Source organism: Halomonas aquatica (assembly GCF_040196335.1).
Taxonomy (GTDB): Bacteria; Pseudomonadota; Gammaproteobacteria; order Pseudomonadales; family Halomonadaceae; genus Halomonas; species Halomonas aquatica.
Window position 1 is genome coordinate 448,213 of the sequence record NZ_JBEGCJ010000003.1, and the last position, 23,470, is coordinate 471,682.

Consider the following 23,470-nt stretch of genomic DNA (forward strand, 5'->3'; position numbering starts at 1 on the left):
TCGCTGCCTATACTGGCGCGCACAGGGCATCACGACGGAGGGAAACGGCACGATGCAAAGGGAAGAGTTCGTCCAGCAGCTGTGGCTGGACTATGTCCACCATCACCCGGATGTCGGAGGACTGCGGCTATGGCCCGTGGAGGCGCCGGCGGAGTATCTGGCGATCCTGACCCTGAACCACGGCCCCTGGGCCAAGGATGCCCTGATGCCGGCGCTGAAACGCATCGGCTATCGTCCCCAACAGCACTATGCCATGGCCGACCGCGGCCTGCTCGCCACCCTGCTCGCCGCGCCGGACGATGGGGCCTGGATGCTGCTCGCCGAGCTGCAGCTCGGCACCCTGTCGCGCCGGCCTCGCGAATGCCTCCAGCAACTGGTGGCCGGCGCAGCTCCCGATTACACCCATAGCCCGGGAATGCTCTTGCACGGCCGCCCCTGGTCAATGCCCGACTGGAGCACCTACCAGGACCTGCACCAGGCTCATCCCCTGGCCGGCTGGCTCTCGGTGATGGGGCCGCGGGTGCATCACGTCGGCTTCGACTGCCAACGCCTGGGACAAGGCATCGAGACACTCGACGAGCAGCTGCAACAGGCCGGCCTCATGGGCAACAGCGACCGTCATCACGGTCTCTTCCCCGTCTCACCGCTGCTCGACTACCGCTTCTATGCCACCAGTTCGCAACGCCTGGCCTTCGCCGAGGGTGACGAGCATCGCATCGTCCTTGGCGGTCTGGCGCTGGTCCAGAAGCAGGTCAGCGCCAACCAGGAGCGTGCCGCCGAGCTGCTGCTGCCACACCACACCCGCTGCGAGCTCTCCTGAACCGGGTCATCCACAGAATCTGTGGATAACGCTATGCACCGCCCCGAGCAATGCCATCCCAACCGGGATGCCTGAGGCCTTTGCCCTTCGTGGTCAGTTTTTCGGCAGTACGATCCTTGCCTCCTGACGACAACGGCCCGGACACTGGGTCCGGGCCGTTGTCGTCGAGTTGAACACCATGCTCACTCGTCGAAGGTCATCTCCGGGACATGGTCAGGCACGACCAACGTGCCCGCGGTGAGCGACTGGATCTCCTCCACGGAGACGCCCGGAGCACGTTCCTTGAGGTGGAAGGCACCGTCCTTGATCTCCAGATAGGCAAGGTCGGTCAGCACCCGATTGATGCAGCCGGCGCCGGTCAGCGGCAGGTTGCAGGACTCCAGCAGCTTGGACTCGCCATGCTTGGAGGCGTGGGTCATGGTGCAGATGATGTTCTCGGCACCGGCCACCAGGTCCATGGCGCCGCCCATGCCCTTGATCAGCTTGCCGGGGATCATCCAGGAGGCGATGTTGCCGTTCTGGTCGACCTCGAAGGCGCCGAGCACCGTCAGGTCCACGTGGCCGCCGCGGATCATGGCGAAGGACTCTGCCGAGGAGAAGATCGCCGCGCCCGGGCGGGCGGTGACGGTCTCCTTGCCGGCATTGATCATGTCCGGATCGACTTCGTCCTCGGTGGGATAGCGCCCCATGCCCAGCAGGCCGTTCTCGGATTGCAGCATCACGTCGATGCCGTCGGGGATGTAGTTGGCCACCAGGGTCGGTATGCCGATCCCCAGGTTGACGTAGAAGCCATCTTCGAGTTCGCGCGCCACGCGCATTGCCATCTGTTCGCGAGTGAGTGCCATCTTGTTGCCTCTTGTGTTCGGTGGAGAAGCGGGTGAGGGAAGCGCCGGCGGCGTCGCCGGTCGTCACATGCAGAAGGGCGTTCAGCCCTTGCGCACGGTGCGCTTCTCGATGCGCTTCTCGAAGGTGCCCTGGATGATGCGGTCGACGTAGATGCCCGGCGTGTGGATCTGGTCCGGCTTGAGCTCACCCGGCTCGACGATCTCCTCGACCTCGACCACGGTGATCTTGCCCGCGGTGGCGGCCATCGGGTTGAAGTTCTGGGCGGTGTCGTGATAACAGACGTTGCCGTAGCGATCGGCCTTCCAGCCCTTGACGATGGCGAAGTCGCCGACCACCGACTCCTCGAGGATATAGTGGCGCCCGTTGAACTCTCGTACCTCCTTGCCCTCGCCGATCGGCGTGCCGTAGCCGGTGGCGGTATAGAAGGCGGGGATACCGGCGCCGCCGGCGCGCATCTTCTCGCCCAGTGTCCCCTGGGGAGTCAGCACCACCTCGATCTCATCGTTGAGCATCTGCCGCTCGAAGAGCGCGTTCTCGCCGACATAGGAGGCATGGATCCGGCTGATCTGCTTGTCTTCCAGCAACAGTCCCAGGCCAAAGCCGTCGACGCCACAGTTGTTGGACCATACCGTCAGGTCCTTCACGCCGCGTCGCTTGATCTCGGCAATCAGGTTTTCGGGTATGCCGCAGAGGCCGAAACCGCCGGCGATCACGGTCATGCCGCTCTCGATGCCGTCCATTGCCTCTTCATAGGAATACACACGCTTGTCAAATCCAGCCATAGTGGCGCCTCGTGTTGTTGTGTGAGTGAGCGTTGTCAGGGTTGTGTGGTCAGGATGTCAGGCCAGTGTTACCTCTGCCAATATATTTGTTAAGTTTGTTTTTTTTATTGATTGATATGTTCTGCTGATCAATTTGACCTTGGTAGCATGCCATGACCGTCAAGCAATTGCGCGCCTTCCTCGCCGTGGCCCGGACGCTGAGCTTCACCCAGGCCTGCGATCACATGCACCTCTCCCAGCCGGCACTGAGCCTGGCAATCAAGGGGCTCGAAGAGAGCCTTGGCGGCCGCCTGCTGATCCGCAGCACCCGCAGCGTTCGCCTCACACCTGAAGGCGAGTCGCTGGTCCCCCTGGCCAAGCGCCTGATCGCCGAGTGGGACAACACAGAGGATCTGCTTCGCCAGCGTTTCACCCTTCAGCTAGGTCGCCTGTCGGTGGCCACCATGCCTTCCTTCGCCAGCAACCTGCTGCCTCCGGCACTGCGAGTCTTTCGCCAGCGCCACCCCAGGGTCAATGTCACGGTCCATGACGTGATCAACGAGCAGGTGATCGAGATGGTGCGTGCCCGCCAGGTCGAACTCGGCCTGGTGTTCGAGCCCGAGGCTACCGGAAGCCTATCCTTCGCACCGCTCTTCCGCGACCGCTTCGTCGCCGTGGTTCCGCCCGAATCCCGCCTGGCCCAGCGACCACGGTTAGGTTGGCCGACCCTGTTGACCCGTGAATTCATCGCGTTGCAACGCCCCTCCATGGTGCGTCGCCTGCTTGAACAAGCGCTGGAAAGCCAAGGAGTCGCCCTCCCTGCAGCCTTCGAATGCCACCAGCTAGCCACCGTGGGACGCATGGTCGCCAGCGGCCTGGGGGTCAGCGCCGTGCCCTCGTTGTGCATCTCCCAGATGCAGGAACTCGGGGCAGTCTGTGTGCCACTGGAGGACCCGATCATCGAGCATAACGTCGGTGTGCTGACCTGGAACAGTCACGAGTTGTCGGTGGCCGCCCTGGCGCTGCAGAAGGTCCTGGCCGAGACCATCCACACCCCCGAACTGGCACAGCGTCGTTGATCCCGGCAATTGGGCAACCAGCAGCCGATCCATTAGCATGGACGACTAATGAAGCCCGCCAAGGAGACAGGCATGTCGACCCTTCGGGGGCTCGTCAGCATCCTGCTGATGAGCCTTGCCACCCTGACGTGGGGTGTCCCATTGATCCTGCTCACTCTGGTCAAGCTGGTGACGCCGAGGCGCCGTTGGCGCCGCCGGGTACTGATGGCTCTCAACGCCGTGGCACTCAACTGGGTGGGCAGCAACCTGTGGTGGATGCGTCGCTGGCTGAGCCCCAACCTGGAGATGCACTTGCCCGACGGGCTGTCTCGCGACCAGTGGTGGCTGGTGCTCTCCAACCACCGCAGCTGGATCGACATCTTCATGCTTTTCTTCGCCTTTCACAGGCGAATCCCGATGCCGCATTTCTTCGTCAAGAGACAGCTGATCTGGCTGCCCATCGTCGGTCTGGCCTTCTGGGCCCTGGAATTCCCCATGCTGCGTCGCCTTACCCGCCAGCAGCGCGAGCGCAACCCCCAACTGGCACGTCGCGACCAGGAGGCCACCGCACGCATGTGCCGACACGCCCAAGAACGGCCTATCGCCATCTACAACTTCGTCGAAGGCACTCGCTTCACGCCTGCCAAGCATGCCGCCCAGGGCGCTCCCTATCGACACCTTTTGCGGCCTCGTGCCGGCGGCATCGCCCAGGTGCTGGGCCTGCTGGGCGACCGGCTGGACGGCATCCTGGATGTCACCCTGTACTACGAGAATCCTGCGCCGAGTTTCTGGGGGTTCCTCTGCGGCCGAGCAGGCCGGGTAGTGCTGGAGGCACGACGACGGGAGGTGCCCGCCTGGATGCTCGAGGGGGACTATCACGACGACACGGACTACAAGGAACGCTTCCAGTCATGGCTCAATGCCCTGTGGCAGGACAAGGATCGACGTCTAGACGCACTCCGCTGACCCGGCTGCTGATCACACTGGTGGTACTGCTGCTGGCAGGCTGCGCCGGTCGAGGAGGCGATACAGGACGAGCGGGGGGGATCGCCGGCGAATGGATCACCATCCAGCGGGGCGACACCCTGGGGGAGATCGCTCGCCAGGCGGACGTTCCCCTTGTCCGCCTGGAGCGGTTCAACCCCGGCGTGGATGCCAGGCGACTGGCCGTGGGCCAGCGCCTGATGGTGCCCACGCGCGACGAACGGGCCCCCTCCGGCGGCCCCTATCGCTACCGGGTGCGTCCCGGCGACACCTACAGCGCCATTGCCCGACACTTCCGGGGACGCGCGGAGCGGATACAGGCGGCCAATCCCGGCATCGTTCCCACCAATCTCAGGGTCGGCCAGTTGATCCAGGTGCCTCTGCACGGTCTTCAGGCGAGCGGCGTTGGCAAGGCCCGAGGGTCCAGCCAGCCCAAGGCCGCTCGTCCGGCGAGCAGGAGCCTGCCGGACCCCGGTGACCTGCCCGCCTCCACACGCAACTGGCCCTGGCCGCTCGACAACTACCGTGTGGCACGTCCTTACGGTACCGATGGTCGCGGCACCCTGCAGCCCATGCTGCTCGCAACCGACCCGGGCAGCCGCGCCCGAGCCGTTGCCAATGGGGAGGTACGCTTCGCCGACAGCATGCGACAGCTCGGTCAGGTGGTGATCGTGCACCATGCCGACAACGTGCAGAGCGTCTATGCCCTGTGCAGTAAGCCATTGGTGGCCAGCGGCGACAGGGTCACTCGCGGCACCCCCGTGTGCGAAGTCGGAAGTCGAGACGGTGGTCCCCGTCTGCTCTTCGACATGCGCCACGGGGGCAAGCCCATCGACCCCGTTCGGGTGCTCAAGTAAGTGTGGTCTCCTGGCTTCCTGCCCACGACGACCGATGAAGCGGCCGAGACACTGCTCGACTCGCCGCCACTGGCGGTGTTCACCGGCCTACTCGGCGAGCCAGTCGCCACCGAGGCGCTGGCAAGGCTCGCCCAGGATCTCGCCTGGCAGCGTCCGACCCTGCGCCTCTTCGGCCGCGAGCACCCGATCCCTCGCCATCAGGTCTGGATGGGCAGCCCCGAGGCCCGCTACCGTTATTCGGGACGCGACTTCACCCCCGAGGCCTGGCACCCCGATGTGGCGACCATCCGCGATGCCGTGGTCGAGCGCCTGGACGCCGCCGGCATCACCGCACATTTCAACAGCGTGCTGCTCAACCGCTATGCCGACGGTGAGGAGCGCATGGGCTGGCACAGCGACGACGAGCCCGAACTGGGGCTCGACCCGCTGATCGCGGCGGTGAGTCTGGGCGCCGAACGGCCGCTACGCTTTCGCTGGAAGACCAGAGAGGCCGAGGCCTTCAATGCCTGGTTGCCCCATGACAGCCTGCTGCTGATGGGCCCCGGCGTTCAGCGCCGACTGCAGCATGCCCTGCTGCCGCGCCGGCTTCCGGGCCTGCGCATCAGCCTGACCTTCCGCCTAGTGAAGGCGGAGACTTCCGGGGATTGAGTTGCTCACCCTGCGTTCCTGCATCCGTTCCCACAAACGTTACCAGAACCATTCTCGCGCTCTTTCTCATGCCCTTTCTCACGCCCATGAGAAAATGGCCACCCCCGTGCGGGGATGGCCGGCGTCTGCTGAGCAAATGCATGATAACGGTATAAGATGACACACCGAGATCACGAGTCCATCAACCGCGATGGTAGCCGGGGGTGACGAAGGGTGTCTTGCTCACTGTCATCGGCAGGCGCTTGCCACGCACCTCGGCATAGACGGTGGTACCGATCTCGGTGGCCTCGATAGCCACATAGCCCATGGCCACCGGACGGCCGACGCTGGGGCCGAAACCACCGGAGGTCACGTGGCCCAGGCGGCGGTCCTCGGCATCGAACAGCTCGGCGCCCTCGCGGACGGGTGCGCGCCCTTCACCGAGAAGCCCCACACGCTTGCGGCGGTGGTCCTTCTCGGCCACCTGGTGCAGGATCAGGTCAGCACCGGGGAAGCCTCCGACCCGCTCGCCGCCGTGACGCCGCGGCTTGCCAATGGCCCAGATCAACCCCGCTTCCACCGGCGTGGTCTCGGTGTCTATATCATGGCCATAGAGGCAGAGACCCGCCTCGAGACGCAGCGAGTCCCGCGCCCCCAGGCCGATCGCCTCGACCTCCTCCTCCGCCAGCAGGCGACGAGCGAGGGCCTCGGCATCCTCGGCAGCCACCGAAATCTCGAAGCCGTCCTCCCCCGTATAGCCGCTGCGGCTGGCCCAGACGTTGATACCGTCGATGGTGAAGTGCCCGTGCTGCATGAAGACCATCTCGCAGGCCTCGGGACAGAGCCGTTGCATCACCCCGGCCGCTGCCGGCCCCTGAAGCGCCAGCAGGCCACGGTCGACCACCTGCACTTCGTGATCGGCCAGGCCGCGACGCAGGTGGGCGATGTCCTGTTCCCGGCAGGCGGCATTGACCACCAGGTAGAGGTGATCGCCAGCATTGACCACCATCAGGTCATCGAGGATGCCGCCCTCCTCCGAGGTAAACAGCGCATAGCGCTGCATGCCCTCGGCCAGGCCGACGATGTCTGCCGGCACCAGGGTCTCCAGGGCCTGTGCGGGGTTCGGGCCGCTCAGCAGGATCTGCCCCATGTGGGAGACGTCGAAGAGCCCGCAGGCATTGCGGGTATGTTCATGCTCGCGCTTTACCCCCAGAGGGAACTGAACCGGCATGTCATAGCCGGCAAAGGGCACCATCTTGGCCCCCAGCTCCAGGTGCAGGGCATGCAGAGGGGTATGCTTGAGTTCACTCATGTCGTTATCACTCTTGGCTCGGGGCGACGCAGGAGAAGTGCCCTCTCCGGCTCTCCGGCGGACGCACCCCTCGGGATTTGTCGTGGCCCAGCTGCTCGTCCGGCGGGATTTACGTACCTTCAAAGCAGAAACAGGCCTCTGTGAAGACCGCCGGCGACAGCGGCGCCAGGGCGATCAGATGGGAGACATTCCATACTTTGCCTTCAACGGAAATCAAAAACATCATCGAGGCTTACCGGAGAGCCGCTTCCTGGTGCGCGTTTCCGATAGGAAACGCAAGAAGCCTACTGTCGGCGCCGCCGGGGGGCAAGAGACAGGAGGCAGGCGTCAAGAGGCGTCGGAGTTCCGGCATGGCCTCTTCACTGCGCCGGCTGGCGAGCCTCGGGTGAAGGCGCCCCCCGGCCGAGACTGTGAGGACGCCGGGGCTGGCCCGCTGCTCGACACTGGACGAACCGGGCTCGGCCGACCACCCTGTGAACGGGTCGAGGCACGGTTGCCAGCGACTCGACCCGCCGGGAGGACTCGCCAAATGCCGCCAATGGCGTTAGCATTCGCGTATCCGAAAACCTTTTTCGTATAGGAAAACACGATGAGCACTATCCCCGCCAACCTGCGCTATGCCGAAAGCCATGAATGGGTCCTCGACAACGGTGACGGCAGCGTGACCATCGGCATCACCGACCACGCTCAGGAGGCGCTGGGCGACGTGGTCTTCGTCGAGCTCCCCGAGATCGGCAGCACCCTCGCCGTCGGCGACGAATTCGGCGTCATCGAATCGGTCAAGGCCGCCTCCGACCTCTATGCACCGGTCGCCGGCGAGATCATCGAGATCAACGAAGCCCTGGAAGATGCACCGGAGACCGTCAACGAGTCGCCCTATGAGGACGGCTGGATCATGAAGGTCCGCCTCGACGACGAGGCCGCGATGGAAAAGCTACTGGATGCCGACGCCTACCAGGCGGTGGCTGCCGCCGAGGACTGATACCAGCCGCGGCGACCTCGTCCGCCCCGGCATCCCCTGCCGGCGGGATGCTGACGTGCGCCACTCCCCGGCCCCGTCTCGACGGGGCCGATTTTTCATTGAATTCCGGGGCGACGCCCCGTCATGCAAACAGGGTGTTCCATGGCTTTCGACAACCGCCGTCTGGCCGATCTGGCCGCTCACGATGCCTTCCTCCAACGCCACAACGGACCGAACGCGGCCGATGTGTCGGACATGCTCACCGAACTGGACATGGAGAGCCTCCCCGCACTGATGGAGGCCACCGTGCCTTCCGGCATCCGTCTGGGCCGTGAGCTGGACCTCGACCCACCAAGGAGCGAGGCGGAAGCCCTGGACTACCTGCAGCGCCTGGCGCGCCAGAACCGCGTGGCCCGCAGCCATATCGGCCAGGGGTACTACGACACCCACCTGCCGACGGTGATCCAGCGCAACGTGCTGGAGAACCCGGGCTGGTACACCGCCTATACGCCCTACCAGCCGGAGATCTCCCAGGGGCGTCTGGAAGGCCTGCTCAACTTCCAGCAAATGGTGATGGACCTGACCGGGATGGAGCTGGCCAATGCCTCGCTGCTCGACGAGGCCACCGCCGCCGCCGAGGCCATGGCGCTGTGCAGGCGAGCCAACAAGAAGGCGAAGAGCGACACCTTCTTCGTCGCCGAGGATGTCTTCCCCCAGACCCTGGACGTGGTGCGTACCCGCGCGGCCTGGTTCGGCTTCGAACTGGTGGTGGCGCCGGCCGAGGAACTCGCCGAGCATGACGTCTTCGGCGCCCTGCTGCAGTACCCGGGCGGCAGCGGCCTGGTGCGCGACCTGGCACCGCTGCTCGAACCTGCCCGCGAGAGAGGGGTCATGACCTGTGTAGTCGCCGACATCATGGGCCTGGTACTGCTCAAGGAGCCGGGCGCCCTGGGCGCCGACATGGTCGTGGGCAACAGCCAGCGCTTCGGCGTGCCGATGGGCTTCGGCGGCCCGCATGCCGCCTTCTTCGCCACCACCGACAAGCTCAAGCGCTCGATCCCGGGGCGCATCATCGGCGTGTCGAAGGACAGCCGCGGCAATACTGCGCTGCGCATGGCCATGCAGACCCGCGAGCAGCACATCCGCCGCGAGAAGGCCACCTCCAACATCTGCACCGCCCAGGCGCTGCTGGCCAATATCGCCGGCTTCTACGCCGTCTATCACGGCGCGGAGGGGCTGCGCACCATCGCCTCTCGCATCCATCGCCTGACGACGATCCTGGCGACGGGCCTGCAGGAAAAGGGCGTGGCCCTGGCCCACGACAGCTGGTTCGACACCCTGCGCCTGACCGGCGTGGATGCCGGCAAGGTCCACGGCCGCGCCATGACCCAAGACGTGAACCTGCGCTATTTCGAGGGCGGCGACGTGGGGCTGAGCCTGGACGAGACCACCACCGCCCACGATCTGGACGTGCTGTTCGACGTGCTGTTGGGCGAGGAGCACGGCCTCGGGGTGCGCGAGCTCGACGAGCAGGTGGTGGCGGAGGGGTTGACCGGCATCCCGGCCGGCTGTGCGCGGGAATCCGACTTCCTGACTCACCCCACCTTCAAGCGCTACCGCAGCGAGACCGAGATGCTGCGCTACCTCAAGCGCCTGGAGAACAAGGACCTGTCGCTTGCCCATGCGATGATCCCGCTGGGTTCCTGCACCATGAAGCTCAACGCCACCAGCGAGATGATCCCTGTCACCTGGCCGGAATTCGCCCGCATCCACCCGTTCGCGCCCCGCGACCAGGTGGCCGGCTTCCGACAGATGATCGACGAGCTGGCCGCCTTCCTGGTGGAGGTGACCGGCTACGACCATATCTCCATGCAGCCCAATTCCGGCGCTCAGGGAGAGTACGCCGGCCTGGTGGCCATCCGCCGCTACCAGGCGGCCGAGGGCGAAGGGCACCGCGATGTCTGCCTGATCCCGAGTTCCGCCCATGGCACCAACCCGGCCTCCGCCGCCATGGCGAGAATGAAGGTGGTGGTCGTGGAGTGCGACGCCGATGGCAACATCGACATCGAGGACCTACGTACCAAGGCCGAGCGCTACCGCGATGACCTCTCGGCAATCATGATCACCTACCCATCCACCCATGGCGTATTCGAGGCCAACGTGAGCGAGGTATGCGAGATTGTGCATGCCCACGGTGGTCAGGTGTACATCGACGGCGCCAACATGAACGCCCAGGTGGGCCTGACACGCCCCGGCGACTTCGGCGGCGACGTCAGCCATCTCAACCTGCACAAGACCTTCTGCATCCCTCACGGGGGCGGCGGTCCGGGCATGGGCCCGATCGGAGTCAAGGCTCACCTCGCGCCCTTCGTCTCCAACCACGTGGTGATGCCTATCGAGGGGGTCGAGGCGGGCTGCGGCGCGGTCTCGGCCGCGCCCTTCGGCTCGGCCTCGATCCTGCCGATCTCCTGGGCCTACATCAAGATGATGGGCGCACGGGGACTGCGCGAGGCCACCGAACTCGCCATCCTCAATGCCAACTACATAGCCCGGCGCCTCGCGGAGCACTATCCGGTGCTCTACAAGGGCGAGAACGGCACCGTGGCCCACGAATGCATCATCGACATCCGCCCCCTCAAGGCCGAGTCCGGCATCAGTGAGGAGGACATCGCCAAGCGCCTGATGGACTATGGCTTCCATGCGCCGACCATGTCCTTCCCGGTACCCGGCACCCTGATGATCGAGCCTACCGAGTCGGAGTCGCGCTACGAACTCGACCGCTTCTGCGACGCCATGATTGCGATCCGCGAGGAGATCTCGACGGTGCAGCGCGGCGACTGGCCGGCGGAAGACAACCCGTTGGTCAATGCCCCGCACACCATGGCCGACCTGATGGACGAGGCCTGGAACCGCCCCTACTCCCGTGAGCTGGGAGCCTTCCCCTCCGAGGCGACCAAGGCCGCCAAGTACTGGCCGGCGGTCAACCGGGTAGACAACGTCTTCGGCGACCGGCAGCTGATCTGCTCCTGCCCGAGCATCGACGAATATCGTGATTGAGAGCCGTGACTGAAAACGCGTGACGGGCGCCGGCGACCAGGCGCCATCGGTTGAGCAAGGCCCTGCGCAGGCGGGGCCTTTACCGTTCAGACTCCGGTCGTCTACCCAAGCCTCTTCCCTGTCGAATCTGCTGTCGTTTCCCCTGTCGTTTCCCCATAGCCGAACCGCTCATGTCGGCGTTGCTCGCGGTAGCCGTCGAGAAGCCGCACATAGCGTCGCGGCATTTGCGCACCGCTGCGCGTGACCAGGAACAGGAACTCATGGGCCGGCCGCGGGAGGGAGAGCGCCTTGACCTGGCGCTGCCAGGGCGAGGTCTCCAGCACTACCCGCGAAACCACAGCGAAGCCGAGCCCTCGGGCCACCGCATCCAGCACCATGCTCACCTCGTTGGTGAACCCCTGGCGCGTGAAGTGGCTGATGGAGCGAAAATCCGGGTAATTGGCACGCAGCAGGACCCCGACATGGTCGTCACCGCCGGCATAGCGAACCACCCCGATGCCCATCAGGTCGGTCAACCGGTTGCCGGCGAAGTCCGCCGGCACCACCAGGCACAGCGGCTCCTGGTGCCAGGCCTCGCAGTCCAGGTCAGGGTGGCGCACGGGCTCGGTGACGATCCCCAGGTCATGGCGACCGGCCAGCACATCGGCGACGATCTCGTTGTTGAAGGCGAAGCTATAGCTGACGGTGAGACCCGGCTGCATCTGCTGCTGCCCGAGGATGAAGGGATAGAGCATCAACCCGACGCTGCCCGGAGAGGCCAGGCGACATTCGCCTCTGTCCAAGCTGTCGTTGTCCAGGGAATGGCGGAACTGCTCATGCTCGGCGAACAGCTTGAGCGCATAGTCGTAGGCGCGACGACCGGCCTCGGTGAGCACGAACCGCCGGCCCTGGCGATCGAGCAGCGACTTGCCGAGGTATTGCTCGAGCTTGCGGACATGCTGGCTGACCCCGGGCTGCGTCATCTCGAGGCGCCGGGCGGTGCGAGTGAAACTGCCGGTCTCGACCAGTGTGATGAAGGTGCGGAAGTAGCGGGCGTTGAACATGGGGTGTCACGTCGAGGGCTGTGGCCGGGCACCGATGATTCTATCAGCTGGACGCCGGCGCCGCAGCGATGCCCGCCCGCCGGCCAGCGTGGTAGCATCGCGAAACTACCATTGCGGCCATGACGACAGGGAACGCCACGGATGCCTGACACCATCTCCACCACCATCTCGCCGGAAGGCAGTCTCGAGATCCTCTCCCAGCAGGAGGTAGAACGTCTGCACGACACCTCCCGCAGCGGACTTCATGACCTGCTGCGCAACTGCTCTCTGGCGGTACTGAACTGCGGAAATCCCACCGACGATGGCGTGGCCCTGCTGGAGACCTATCGGGACTTCGACATCGAGGTTCTGCAGCAGGACCGTGGCGTGCGCCTGCGGATCACCAACGCCCCCGCCGAGGCCTTTGTCGACGGCAGGATGATCCGCGGCATCCGCGAGCACCTCTCCGCGGTGCTGCGAGATATCGTCTATGTCTACAACGAGATCCAGACCCGCCATCGCTTCGACCTGCAAACCGCCGAAGGCACCACCAATGCCGTGTTCCACATCCTGCGCAAGGCCGGAACCCTCAAGCCTGGCCGGGACCCGAGCCTGGTGGTGTGCTGGGGTGGTCACGCGATTTCCCGCGAGGAATACGACTACACCAAGGCAGTAGGCTATCACCTGGGCCTGCGCGAGCTGGACATCTGCACCGGGTGCGGGCCGGGCGCCATGAAGGGCCCCATGAAGGGCGCCAATGTGGCCCATGCCAAGCAGCGACGCAGCGAGGGGCGCTACCTGGGTGTCTCCGAGCCCGGCATCATCGCCGCCGAGGCGCCCAACCCGATCGTCAACGAGCTGGTTGTAATGCCCGACATCGAGAAGCGCCTGGAGGCTTTCGTACGCCTGGGACATGGCATCATCGTCTTCCCGGGCGGCGTGGGAACCGCCGAGGAGATTCTCTATCTGCTGGGGATCCTGCTGCATCCGGACAACACCGACATGGAGCTGCCGGTGATCTTCACCGGACCGGCGAATTCCGCCGACTACTTCAAGCGCATCGACGAGTTCCTGGTCTACACCCTGGGCGAGGAGGTGCGCCGCCACTACCGCATCATCATCGCAGACCCCGTCGAGGTGGCCCGCACCATGCGCAAGAACATCGATATGGTCACCGAATATCGCCGTAGCCGTCAGGATGCCTTCTATTACAACTGGCGCCTGACTGTGGCACGAGACTTCCAGGAGCCTTTCGAGCCCACCCACGAGGCCATGGCAGGCCTGGCGCTGCACCGGGACCAACCGGTACATGAACTGGCCGCCAACCTGCGTCGGGCGTTCTCGGGCATCGTCGCCGGCAACGTCAAGGAAAAGGGCATCCGGGCCATCGAGGCCCACGGCCCCTTCCGGCTGCACGCCGAAGCCGAGCTGATGGCACGCCTGGACGAGCTGCTGGCCTCCTTCGTCGATCAGGGCCGCATGAAGCTCGCCGGTGATTACGTGCCTTGCTATACGCTGGGCTAGCGCCAAGCGCCAAGCAGCATGTTGTCCTTTGAAGACCTGACGTGAAGGGCCGTACACAAGGAAAACCCCACTGGAGTCGAGTCAGAACAAGTGGGGATTCGTCTACCTCAAGCTGCCTGATCGGTTCGTTGACTGCCCCGCTAGACGCTGGCGGGTCGCCACCAGAGCCAGAGCGCATGCAGCAGCAGGCCCAGGGTGGCTCCGTGGGAGGCCAGCAATTCCCAGCCGAAGAAGTCACTGGTCAGGGCATGCCAGACCGTCATGACGACCACACCCGCCGCCAGGCACAGGGCCAGTCGGCGCATCAGACGGGGAAGGCGCAAGCGGGCCTCCCGCTCCAGCAGCCGCCACTGCAGCAGCGTCACGATCGCGACGACCGCGATCGCCATCAGCATCAGCGACAGGCGGGTCTCGAGACCCGCAACGAGGTAGCGCGGCAGGGTCGCCAGCATCATCACGCCGAGCCCCAGCAGCAGGCTCAGGCGTTCCGCGGTCGGCGTGGCCCCCATCTCAGGCCACCTTCAACTGCTGGGCGTCGATCCACTCCTCGACCCAGGGAAGGGCCTCATCGTCGGCCATGAAGGTCTCCATGGCATCCACCTCGAGTCGCTCACCGAGCCGGCGAGCACCCTGCCCCTCGAGCAGTTCGTCGAGCTGGCGCCCGGCACCGCAGAAGGTTTCGCCGTAGGAGCTGTCGCCGAGTGCGATCAGGCCGTAGCGGAGCTCGGGCAGGCCGGGGCTCTGCTCCTCGAGCTCCCGGGCGAAGGGCACGATGTTGCCGGGCAGGTCCCCGCTTCCGGTAGTGGAGACGCAGAACAGCGCCAGGTCGGTGGGTGAGCCGACGAGATCGTCGAGGGTGGGCTGATCGAAGATGGCCACCTCGTAGCCGGCCTCCTCGAAAAGCGGCTTGACCTGTTCGGCGACGTCCAGGGCACCGCCATACATGGTGCCTACGAATATCTTGAGCATGGGCATGTCATGGATTTACCTGAAAATTTCAGTCGGATATTAACACGAAGGTGCGGCATGGGGCCACGTCGGGAAGGCTGCCGAGAAGGAGGAGTCCGAGTATAATAGTCGGGATTTCACCATTTCTGCAGGGAGATACCATGCGGCACACCTTCGAGACATGGATCACCCCGATCATGATCGGTGGGCTGATCCTCTTCATGTGCTTCATCATCTGGGACCTGGCAAAGAAGTCCCGAGCCGGTCGCTTCGGCACCATCATGCTGTTCGTGGTGCTGGGCGCCGGGATGCTGGGCTACGTGCTGAAAGTGGTGATCACCTGGGTACTGGAGGGCGGCAACGGCGTCTGACGCCTCGCCGACTGACGATCCAACGAGAAGACGCCACTCCCGGGAGTGGCGTCTTTCAAAGCGATGCGCCTTTCGAAGCGATGAAGAGGTCTCAGTGCACCTCGCCGTCATGGCCCTCGACCTGGCACTTGAGCTTCTGACCAGGCCGGAAGGTGACCACGCGGCGGGCGGAGATGGGAATCTCCTCTCCGGTCTTGGGATTGCGACCGGGACGTTCGCGCTTGTCACGCAGGTCGAAGTTGCCGAAGCCGGACAGCTTGACCTGCTCGTTCTCGCGCAAACAGCCACGAATCTCCTCGAAGAAGGCTTCCACCATGTACTTGGCCTCGCGCTTGGACAGGCCAAGCTCGGCGTGCAGATGTTCGGCCAGTTCCGCCTTGGTCAACGCACCCATGTTGTCATCCTCATGGCGCCGGTCCTGCCGATCGTCGAGCTGCTCGGCGCTCACGCGCGCCACTCCACTGCGCGCAGCCACCATGTTCGAAGTCGTCATGCACGCAGCTCCGCACCCAGGTGCTGCCGTGACTCCGCGACGATAGCATCAACCAACTGATTGATTTCCTCGTCATTAAGCGTGCGCGAAGGATGCTGCCAGGTCAAGCCCAGGGCCACGCTCTTGTGCCCTTCAGACACGCCCTTGCCCTGGTAGACATCGAACAGGTGCGATTCCACCAGCCACTCGCCAGCCTGGGATCGGATGGTATCGAGCAGGGACTGTACCGGCAGCGCCTCGTCAACCAGGAAGGCCAGGTCGCGACGCACCTCGGGATGACGCGACAGAGGCGTGAAGGCCGGCACCTCTCCCTGGGTGAGCGCATCGAGCCGCACCTCGAAGAGCAGCGCGTCGACCTTGAGGCCAAGCTTGGCACGCACCCCCGGGTGCAGGGTGCCGATCCAGCCGGCCTCCTCACCCCGATGCAGGATGCGCGCACACTGGCCGGGGTGCAGGGCCGGATGCTCACCCGGTTCGAACCGCCAGGCCTCGGGCTCACCCAGGGCCAGCAGACTCTCGAGGTCGCCCTTGAGGTCGAAGAAATCGACGGGTGCCTTGTCGCCGGCCCAGCCCTCGGGCTCGCGGGGCCCGCAGACCAGTGCCCCGAGCATCGGGATCTGCTGCAGGTGGTCAAGCTCACCCCGGAACACCAGGCCGGTCTCGAACAGTCGCACGCGGCTCTGCTGACGATTCAGGTTATGGGTGAGCGCCCGCACCAGCCCGGGGAACAGGCTCGCACGCATCACCGACAGGTCGCTAGAGATGGGATTGGCGAGCATGGGGGATACGGCCTCGGGATGCAGCACCTGCTGCAGCTCCGGGGCGACGAAGCTATAGGTCACGGCCTCCTGGTAGCCGCGGGCTACCATCTGGCGACGCAGACGCCCAAGCGGCGTATGGGCCTCGTGGGCGGGGCGGAGGGCCAGGCGAAGCTGAGGGCGCCGCACCGGAAGGCGATTGTAGCCATGGATGCGCGCCACCTCCTCGATGAGGTCCTCCTCGATGGCGATATCGAAGCGCCAGCTCGGTACCTTCACCGTCCAGCCCTCTCCGTCGGCCTCGACGACGAGGCCCAGGCGTTCGAGGATCTCGGTGACCTCGTCCGCGGGCAGTGACTTGCCCAGTGCCTGCTCGAGTCGAGCCGCTCTCAGGATCGCCTCCCGCGCACCGGGCAGGTGCGACTCGCTTGCCACTTCGACCAGCGGACCCGGCTCGCCACCGGTGATCCCCAGCAACAGTGCGGTGGCACGCTCGGCGGCATCGCGAGCGAGCTCTGGGTCGACACCCCGCTCGAAGCGATGGGAGGCATCGGTATGCAGGCCGTATCGGCGGCCCTGGCCAGCCACGGCCAGCGGCGAGAAGAAGGCCGACTCGAGGAAGATGTCACGGGTCTCGACGCTCACCCCCGACTGCTCGCCGCCCATGATGCCGGCGATGGCCAGCGGGCCACGCTCGTCGGCGATCACCAGGGTGTCACCATCCAGGGTGATCTCCTGGCCATCGAGCAATACCAGACGCTCGCCTTCTCGCGCCAGGCGCACGACCACGCTGCCATTAAGGTTCGCGCGGTCGAAGGCATGCAGCGGCTGACCGAGCTCGAGCATCACGTAGTTGGTGACATCCACCACCGGATCGATGGAGCGGATGCCGCTGCGACGCAGCCGTTCCACCATCCACAACGGGGTCTCGGCGCTGACATCGACCCCCTTGATGAGGCGGCCGATGTAGCGCGGACAGCGCTCGGTGTTCTCGACGCGCACCGGGAATGTTTCGTCATGGACAGGCGCCACCGCAGCGACCGAAGGCTCCTCGACCGCCAGGCGGTTGAGCACACCGACCTCGCGGGCCAGGCCCTTGAGGCTCAGGCAGTCGCCACGATTGGGGGTGAGGTCGACCTCGATGGTGTGGTCATCAAGCCCCATGAAGTCGCGGAAGACCCGGCCCACCGGCGCATCGACCGGCAACACGAGGATGCCGGCGGAGGTCTCCTCCGCGAGGCCGAGCTCCGAGGCGGAGCAGATCATGCCGCGAGATTCCACGCCGCGCAGCTTAGCCTTCTTGATCGTGAAGTCACCCGGAAGCACGGCACCGACCCGAGCGAACGGCACCTTCTGGCCTGCGGCCACGTTGGGCGCGCCACAGACAACCTGCACCGGCTCGCCGCTGCCGTCATCGACCTGGCAGACATTCAGCTTGTCGGCATCCGGGTGCGGCGCCAGTTCCACCACTTCGGCGACCACCACGTCACTGAACGTCGCCGCCACGGGTTCCACGGCGTCGACCTCGAGACCGGCCATGGTGATCTGGTCCGCAAGTGCCTGGGTGGAGAGTGCCGGCGAGACCCAGTCACGCAGCCACTGTTCGGAAAATTTCATGACAATTCCTGTGTTCTGCTTATCCGGTGGGCGATCAGGCGAACTGGCGCAGGAAGCGCAGGTCGTTGTCGAAGAACAACCGCAGGTCGTTGACGCCATAGCGCAGCATGGCCAGGCGCTCGGCGCCCATGCCGAAGGCGAAGCCGGTAAAGCGCTCGGTATCGATGCCGGAATGGCGGAACACCTCGGGGTGCACCATGCCGCAGCCCATCACCTCAAGCCAGCCGCTGTGCGAGCAGACCCGGCACCCCTCGCCGCTGCACATCACGCACTCGATATCGACTTCCGCCGAGGGCTCCGTGAAGGGGAAATAGGAGGGGCGGAAGCGAACCGAAAGGTCATCGCGCTCGAAGAAGGCATGCAGGAAATCCTGAATGGTGCCCTTGAGGTCGGCGAAGCTGACATCTTCATCGACCAGCAGACCCTCGACCTGGTGGAACATCGGCGTATGGGTCAGGTCGGAATCGCTGCGGTACACGCGGCCGGGACAGACGATGCGAATAGGCGGTTCGGAGGTCTTCATGGTCCGCACCTGTACCGGCGAGGTGTGGGTGCGCAACAGCCGGGTGGCATCGAAGTAGAAGGTGTCGGCCATGCCCCTCGCCGGGTGGTGAGCGGGAATGTTGAGGGCCTCGAAGTTGTGGTAGTCGTCCTCGATCTCGGGGCCAACCGCCACGTCATAGCCGATTCGCGTGAAGAGGCTCTCGATGCGTTCCAGGGTCAGGGTCACCGGATGCAGGCCACCGCTGGGCTGGCCGCGCCCGGGCAGGGTAACGTCGAGGCGCTCGGCGGCCAGGCGAGCCTCGAGGGACGCCTTCTCCAGCGCCTGGCGGCGCTCATCCAGTTCCTGGCTCAGCGCCTGTTTGGCCTCGTTTATCCGCTCACCGGCGGCCGGGCGCTCCTCGGCGGGCAGCTTGCCGAGCCCCTTGAGCAGTGCGGTGATCTCGCCCTTCTTGCCGAGATAGCGTACGCGCAACTCGTCCAGTGCGGCCAGGCTGTCGGCTGCGTGGATGGCATCGCGGGCCTCGGCAACCAGAGTGGGAAGGTGGTCCATCCGTTGAGCTCCGAAGTCTTTCAAAGACGTCTTTCAAAAAAACAGGGGAAGAGCGGCTGCTCTTCCCCTGCGACGATCATGGCCAAGTGACACGGCGCGTGCCGCCCATCGGCCAGGGTCGACTCCCTTACTGGGCAGCCTTGGCCTTCTCGACGATGGCGGCGAAGGCAGCCTTCTCGTGAACGGCCAGATCGGCCAGCACCTTGCGGTCGATCTCGATACCGGCCTTCTTCAGGCCACCGACGAAGCGGCTGTAGGACAGACCATGCTGACGGGCACCGGCGTTGATGCGCTGGATCCACAGGGCGCGGAACTGGCGCTTGCGCTGGCGACGGTCACGATAGGCGTACTGACCGGCCTTGATGACGGCTTGCTTGGCCACGCGGAAGACGCGTGAACGGGCACCGTAGTAACCCTTTGCCTGCTTGAGAATCTTCTTGTGACGACGACGTGCGACGACACCACGCTTGACACGAGTCATGGCTTTCTCCTGACGTTAGAGGGGTTCACCCGGGGAGTTACAGGGTCGGCAGCATGCGCTGAACGAGCTGCTTGTCGGCATCGTGGATCTGCTTCATCCCACGCAACTGACGCTTCCGCTTGGTGGACTTCTTGGTCAGGATGTGGCTACGAAACGACTGCTTGTGCTTGAAGCCGTTGGCCGTCTTCTTGAAGCGCTTGGCAGCGCCGCTGTTGCTCTTGATCTTCGGCATGAGAATAACTCCGCTCGAGGTTTTTTTAGAAAATTCGGGGCCATCGGAGGGCATCGAGGCCTTCCGACCGTTTGACGGGCCGTCGAATCACTTCTTCTTGGGGGCAATGATCATGATCATCTGACGCCCTTCCATCTTGGGGAAGGACTCCACGGTCCCGATCTCATCGAGATCGGCGGCGATCCGTTCCATCAGCTTGCGACCGATGTCCTGGTGTGCCATTTCGCGACCGCGGAAACGCAGGGTGACCTTGCCCTTGTCGCCACCTTCGAGGAATCGCACCAGGTTCTTCATCTTGACCTGATAGTCACCCTCGTCGGTGCCAGGCCGGAACTTGACTTCCTTGACCTGGATCTGCTTTGTCTTCTTCTTCTGAGCAGACTTCTGCTTCTTCTGCTCGAAGACGAACTTGCCGTAATCCATGATCTTGCAGACGATGGGATCGGCGTTGGAAATCTGCACGAGGTCCATACCGGCGGTTTCGGCTCGCTCCAGCGCATCGCTGGTGGGCACGACGCCCAATTGCTCGCCGTCGCTATCGATCAGGCGAACCTGATCCTCGGTAATGCGCTCGTTCATCGGGGGGCGCTTATCCTGAACGCGCCCTCTGGGGTTGCTTCGCTTGATGGTTTCGTCTCCACTATCGCTTGGAAGATGTCGCTATTGCCCTTCGGTCTGAATCCTCTCGATGAAGGCATCAACCGTCATCGTCCCGAGATTCTCGCCGCTGCGGGTGCGCAGGGCCACCGAGTCGGACTCGACTTCCTTATCTCCCACCACCAGGAGATAGGGGACCTTCTGCAACGTATGCTCCCGGATTTTAAAGCCGATCTTCTCGTTCCTCAAGTCCGACTTGACGCGAAGACCGACTTTCTGCAGCCGCTGGACCAGCGACACGGCATAATCGCGCTGGGCATCGGTGATGGTCATGACCACCGCCTGCTGTGGCGCCAGCCACAGGGGCATGGCGCCGGCATAGTGCTCGATCAGGATGCCCAGGAAGCGCTCGAAGGATCCAAGGATCGCCCGATGCAGCATCACCGGCGTCTTGCGCACGCCGTCCTCATCGACGAACTGGGCACCCAGGCGGCCCGGCAGGTTGAAGTCGAGCTGCAGGGTACCACACTGCCACACCCGATTGAGGCAATCGCGCAGGGAGAACTCGATCTTGGGCCCGTAGAAGGCGCCCTCTCCCGGCTGCAGATCCCAGTCGAGGCCGGTGGCATCCAGCGCCGCCTCGAGGCCAGCCTCGGCGCGATCCCAGAGTTCCGGCTTGCCCATGAAGCCCTCGGGACGGGTGGAGAGCTTGAGCTCCACATCCTCAAAACCGAGCTCCTTGTAGACCTGCAGAGTCAGGGCGATGAAGGCCTCAGCCTCTGACTGGATCTGCCCTTCGGTACAGAAGATATGGGCATCGTCCTGGGTGAAGCCGCGCACTCGCATCAGGCCGTGCAGCGAGCCGGAAGGCTCGTTGCGATGGCAACTGCCGAACTCGGCCAGGCGCAGCGGCAGGTCACGGTAGCTCTTCAGGCCCTGATTGAACACCTGCACGTGGCAGGGGCAGTTCATCGGCTTGACCGCGTACTCGCGCTTCTCCGACTCGGTGGTGAACATCAGCTCGCTGTAATGCCCCCAGTGCCCCGATGCCTTCCAAAGCGAGAGGTCGACCACCTGGGGGGTCTTGATCTCCTGATAGCCATGCTCGATCTGAATCCGACGCATGTACTGCTCGAGCGCCTGGTAGATCGTCCAGCCGTTGGGGTGCCAGAAGACCATCCCCGGCGCCTCCTCCTGGAGATGGAAGAGGTCCATCTTCTTGGCCAGCTTGCGGTGATCGCGCTTCTCGGCCTCCTCGAGGCGCATGAGATAGGCCTTGAGCTGCTTCTTGTCGCCCCATGCCGTTCCGTAGATGCGAGTCAGCATGGGGTTCTCGGCATTGCCGCGCCAATAGGCCCCGGCCAGCTTGGTCAGCTTGAACGCCTTGAGATGCCGGGTATTGGGTACATGAGGCCCCCGGCACATGTCGAGGTATTCCTCATGGTGGTAGAGACGGATGGTCTCTCCCTCGGGAATCCCGCGGACGATCTCCTGCTTGTAGGGCTCGTCCCGATGCAGGAACTGGAGCATGGCGTGATCGCGGTCGACATACTCGCGCACCACGTCGTACTCGTGGTCGATCAGAGCCTTCATGCGCGCCTCGATGGCCTCGAGGTCGTCCGGCGTCACCGAGCGCCCGAAGTCGACGTCGTAGTAGAAGCCGTCGTCGATCACCGGACCGATGGCCATCTTCGCCTGGGGATAGAGCTGCTTGATGGCGTGGCCGATCAGGTGGGCACAGGAGTGGCGGATGATCTCAAGGCCTTCCGGGTCACGGGCGGTGAGGATCGCCACCTCGGCGTCATGGTCGATGACATCGGCGGCATCCACCTGGACGCCATCGATCTTGCCGGCCACACAGGCCTTGGCGAGACCGGGACCGATGCTCTCGGCCAGCTGCATCACGGTGAGAGGGTCGTCGAAGGTTCTCTGACTGCCGTCCGGCAGGGTCACGATGGGCATGAAGGGTTCCTTGTGCGCAGTGGTGATCCATACCAGGGATCACGTGTCGCCAGAAGAATGGTCGTGGTCTGAAAGCCGAATAGCCTAGCAGAAGCGCCCCCTTCGGCGCCACGGCTGGGAAGAAGAAGCAATAAAGGGCCGAGACGACAGAAGGCGCCCGAAGGCGCCTTCTGTCGTTCTTCCGTCACGCCCCGGGCGTTGCCGGGGCGGTGGGTCGGGTCAGGGCAGGATCACTCCCACTCGCCCAGCTCCACGCGACGGTTCTGGGCACGGCCGGCGTCGGTCTCATTGCTGGCCACCGGCTGGGACTCGCCATAGCCGATGGTGCGCATGCGATCAGCCGAGACGCCCTCACCGGCCAGGTAGGTGGCGACGGAATCCGCGCGCTCCTGGGACAGCTGCTGGTTGTAGGCGTCGCTACCCATGGAGTCGGTGTGACCCTCGATGCGTACGCGGACGTTCTTGTTGGCGAGCAGCTTCTCGGCCACGCCATCGAGAATGTTCTCGGCACCCATGGTCAGGGTCGCGGAGTCGAACTCGAAGTTGACGTCACGCAGCACCAGGTCTTCCTCGCAGCCCAGGGCGTTGACCACGGCACCGGCCGGGGTACCCGGACACTGATCCTGATAGTCCGGCACGCCATCGCCGTCACTGTCCAGCGGACAGCCCACGGCATCCACGGCTACGCCGGCCGGAGTCCCCGGGCACTGGTCGTTGGCATCGATGACGCCATCACCGTCGGTGTCGAGCGGCGCCGGGGCCGGAGAGGTGTCGGCACACAGCATGGCACCGATGGTCGCCCCTACGGTGGCCCCGATCGCGCCTCCCTGGTCCTCGTCAGATTCACCGCTAGTGCCATAGCCGATGCCGCCGCCGATCAGTCCACCGGCCAGGCCGCAGACGAAAGGCGTCTGGTACCAGGCATCCCCTGAGGCACTGGAACCAGCGCCGGATTGGGACGCGGAACTGGCACAGCCGGACAGACCGACCACCAGAGCTGAACCGAGCAACAATCCAGTCGTTGATATTTTCATGTAAAACTCCTTCCTTCGTGACTTCATCCTGTAATGACAGCTCGCTGCTGCCATCGACAACGGGTTCCGAGGTATGACCCGAAGGAAGCGGCCC

The 23,470-nt window shown here is 64.6% G+C and carries 23 protein-coding genes; 9 read left to right on the plus strand and 14 right to left on the minus strand.

Annotated elements, in window-relative coordinates; all coding sequences use genetic code 11:
* Positions 1 to 52: 52 nt before the first annotated feature.
* Positions 53 to 820 carry a VOC family protein gene (locus tag ABE960_RS08410; RefSeq protein ID WP_349761798.1) on the plus strand — a complete coding sequence of 256 codons (768 nt, stop codon included), beginning with the start codon at positions 53 to 55 and terminating at the stop codon, positions 818 to 820.
* Positions 821 to 1,002: 182 nt separating this feature from the next.
* Here ABE960_RS08410 and ABE960_RS08415 read toward each other — a convergent pair whose 3' ends face one another.
* Together ABE960_RS08415 and ABE960_RS08420 are read right to left on the minus strand one after the other, a co-directional pair.
* Positions 1,003 to 1,665, minus strand: coding sequence for a CoA transferase subunit B (locus ABE960_RS08415; RefSeq protein ID WP_349761799.1), 663 nt, complete (start codon positions 1,663 to 1,665; stop codon positions 1,003 to 1,005).
* An 81-nt stretch (positions 1,666 to 1,746) separates the two neighbouring features.
* A complete protein-coding gene (locus ABE960_RS08420) occupies positions 1,747 to 2,448 on the minus strand; it encodes a CoA transferase subunit A (protein WP_349761800.1) in 702 nt (233 codons plus the stop codon).
* 152 nt (positions 2,449 to 2,600) lie between these two features.
* Between ABE960_RS08420 and ABE960_RS08425 the strand changes: the two genes are divergently transcribed.
* From ABE960_RS08425 to ABE960_RS08440, 4 genes are all read left to right on the plus strand, one after another.
* The gene (locus ABE960_RS08425) at positions 2,601 to 3,506 is read left to right on the plus strand and encodes a LysR substrate-binding domain-containing protein (protein ID WP_349761801.1); all 906 of its coding nucleotides are present in this window, start codon (positions 2,601 to 2,603) and stop codon (positions 3,504 to 3,506) included.
* 72 nt (positions 3,507 to 3,578) lie between these two features.
* Entirely contained in the window at positions 3,579 to 4,451 is an 873-nt protein-coding gene (gene yihG, locus ABE960_RS08430; RefSeq protein WP_349761802.1) for a 1-acylglycerol-3-phosphate O-acyltransferase, YihG family, read from the plus strand.
* Positions 4,397 to 5,326, plus strand: a complete 930-nt coding sequence (locus ABE960_RS08435; protein WP_349761803.1) for a LysM peptidoglycan-binding domain-containing protein — start codon at positions 4,397 to 4,399, stop codon at positions 5,324 to 5,326. The genes yihG and ABE960_RS08435 overlap by 55 nt, the downstream gene beginning before the upstream one ends.
* Positions 5,327 to 5,974, plus strand: a complete 648-nt coding sequence (locus ABE960_RS08440; RefSeq protein WP_349761804.1) for an alpha-ketoglutarate-dependent dioxygenase AlkB family protein — start codon at positions 5,327 to 5,329, stop codon at positions 5,972 to 5,974. It begins immediately after the preceding gene.
* Positions 5,975 to 6,155: 181 nt separating this feature from the next.
* Here the strand turns inward: ABE960_RS08440 and gcvT are convergent, their stop codons facing one another.
* Positions 6,156 to 7,265: a glycine cleavage system aminomethyltransferase GcvT gene (gene gcvT, locus ABE960_RS08445; protein WP_349761805.1), complete on the minus strand. Its 1,110-nt coding sequence runs from the start codon at positions 7,263 to 7,265 to the stop codon at positions 6,156 to 6,158.
* 589 nt (positions 7,266 to 7,854) lie between these two features.
* Here gcvT and gcvH point away from each other — a divergent pair.
* Positions 7,855 to 8,247: a glycine cleavage system protein GcvH gene (gcvH, locus tag ABE960_RS08450; protein WP_349761806.1), complete on the plus strand. Its 393-nt coding sequence runs from the start codon at positions 7,855 to 7,857 to the stop codon at positions 8,245 to 8,247.
* 141 nt (positions 8,248 to 8,388) lie between these two features.
* On the plus strand, positions 8,389 to 11,283 hold the full coding sequence (gene gcvP, locus ABE960_RS08455) for an aminomethyl-transferring glycine dehydrogenase (protein ID WP_349761807.1): 2,895 nt from the start codon (positions 8,389 to 8,391) through the stop codon (positions 11,281 to 11,283).
* 101 nt (positions 11,284 to 11,384) lie between these two features.
* On the opposite strand, the gene ABE960_RS08460 is transcribed toward gcvP, so the two are convergent.
* Positions 11,385 to 12,326, minus strand: a complete 942-nt coding sequence (locus tag ABE960_RS08460; RefSeq protein WP_349761808.1) for a LysR family transcriptional regulator — start codon at positions 12,324 to 12,326, stop codon at positions 11,385 to 11,387.
* Between the two features lie 141 nt (positions 12,327 to 12,467).
* On the opposite strand from ABE960_RS08460, the gene ppnN reads away from it, so the two are divergent.
* Positions 12,468 to 13,829, plus strand: a complete 1,362-nt coding sequence (gene ppnN / locus ABE960_RS08465) for a nucleotide 5'-monophosphate nucleosidase PpnN (RefSeq protein WP_349761809.1) — start codon at positions 12,468 to 12,470, stop codon at positions 13,827 to 13,829.
* Between the two features lie 140 nt (positions 13,830 to 13,969).
* On the opposite strand, the gene ABE960_RS08470 is transcribed toward ppnN, so the two are convergent.
* Positions 13,970 to 14,338 (minus strand): hypothetical protein, encoded by a 369-nt coding sequence (locus tag ABE960_RS08470; protein ID WP_349761810.1) that lies wholly within the window; start codon positions 14,336 to 14,338, stop codon positions 13,970 to 13,972.
* Position 14,339: 1 nt separating this feature from the next.
* Positions 14,340 to 14,804 (minus strand): flavodoxin, encoded by a 465-nt coding sequence (locus ABE960_RS08475; protein ID WP_349761811.1) that lies wholly within the window; start codon positions 14,802 to 14,804, stop codon positions 14,340 to 14,342.
* 134 nt (positions 14,805 to 14,938) lie between these two features.
* Between ABE960_RS08475 and ABE960_RS08480 the strand changes: the two genes are divergently transcribed.
* Positions 14,939 to 15,148 carry a DUF2788 domain-containing protein gene (locus ABE960_RS08480; RefSeq protein WP_349761812.1) on the plus strand — a complete coding sequence of 70 codons (210 nt, stop codon included), beginning with the start codon at positions 14,939 to 14,941 and terminating at the stop codon, positions 15,146 to 15,148.
* Positions 15,149 to 15,239: 91 nt separating this feature from the next.
* On the opposite strand, the gene ihfA is transcribed toward ABE960_RS08480, so the two are convergent.
* The 8 genes from ihfA to ABE960_RS08520 all read right to left on the minus strand — a co-directional run bounded on the left by ihfA (position 15,240) and on the right by ABE960_RS08520 (position 23,376).
* Positions 15,240 to 15,641 (minus strand): integration host factor subunit alpha, encoded by a 402-nt coding sequence (gene ihfA / locus ABE960_RS08485; protein WP_349761813.1) that lies wholly within the window; start codon positions 15,639 to 15,641, stop codon positions 15,240 to 15,242.
* Positions 15,638 to 18,016 carry a phenylalanine--tRNA ligase subunit beta gene (gene pheT / locus ABE960_RS08490; protein ID WP_349761814.1) on the minus strand — a complete coding sequence of 793 codons (2,379 nt, stop codon included), beginning with the start codon at positions 18,014 to 18,016 and terminating at the stop codon, positions 15,638 to 15,640. Before pheT ends, ihfA begins: the two co-directional genes overlap by 4 nt.
* Before the next feature lie 34 nt (positions 18,017 to 18,050).
* Complete coding sequence (gene pheS, locus ABE960_RS08495; protein WP_349761815.1) at positions 18,051 to 19,070, minus strand: phenylalanine--tRNA ligase subunit alpha; 1,020 nt, start codon at positions 19,068 to 19,070, stop codon at positions 18,051 to 18,053.
* 127 nt (positions 19,071 to 19,197) lie between these two features.
* Positions 19,198 to 19,551 (minus strand): 50S ribosomal protein L20, encoded by a 354-nt coding sequence (gene rplT / locus ABE960_RS08500; protein WP_021817421.1) that lies wholly within the window; start codon positions 19,549 to 19,551, stop codon positions 19,198 to 19,200.
* Positions 19,552 to 19,588: 37 nt separating this feature from the next.
* The gene (gene rpmI, locus ABE960_RS08505; RefSeq protein WP_071946361.1) at positions 19,589 to 19,783 is read right to left on the minus strand and encodes a 50S ribosomal protein L35; all 195 of its coding nucleotides are present in this window, start codon (positions 19,781 to 19,783) and stop codon (positions 19,589 to 19,591) included.
* An 87-nt stretch (positions 19,784 to 19,870) separates the two neighbouring features.
* Entirely contained in the window at positions 19,871 to 20,410 is a 540-nt protein-coding gene (gene infC, locus ABE960_RS08510; RefSeq protein ID WP_349761930.1) for a translation initiation factor IF-3, read from the minus strand.
* A 33-nt stretch (positions 20,411 to 20,443) separates the two neighbouring features.
* Entirely contained in the window at positions 20,444 to 22,342 is a 1,899-nt protein-coding gene (thrS, locus tag ABE960_RS08515; protein ID WP_349761816.1) for a threonine--tRNA ligase, read from the minus strand.
* Between the two features lie 230 nt (positions 22,343 to 22,572).
* On the minus strand, positions 22,573 to 23,376 hold the full coding sequence (locus ABE960_RS08520) for an OmpA family protein (protein WP_349761817.1): 804 nt from the start codon (positions 23,374 to 23,376) through the stop codon (positions 22,573 to 22,575).
* Positions 23,377 to 23,470 lie beyond the last annotated feature (94 nt).